At 66.4% G+C, this 223-nt stretch carries 1 pseudogene; it reads left to right on the plus strand.

What is annotated here, in order from left to right:
* Nucleotides 1-223, plus strand: a pseudogene (locus tag E4K09_RS23815) (transketolase); the annotation flags it as partial.

Here is a 223-nt window from a genome sequence, read left to right on the forward strand (position 1 = left end):
AAGGGTCACCCAACAAGGCAGGTACTCACGATAGCCATGGCGCGCCGCTGGGAGCCGATGAGGTGGCTGCAGTGCGTTCCGAACTCGGCTGGCCGCACCCCGCCTTCGAAGTTCCCCATGCTGTCCGCAGCGCATGGGATGCTCGGGATGCCGGCGCGGCGCTCGAGGCATCGTGGAACGAGCAGTTCGCGGCCTATGAGCGAGTTCATCCGGGACTGGCCCA

Source organism: Microvirga pakistanensis (genome assembly GCF_004458765.1).
Classification (GTDB): Bacteria; Pseudomonadota; Alphaproteobacteria; order Rhizobiales; family Beijerinckiaceae; genus Microvirga; species Microvirga pakistanensis.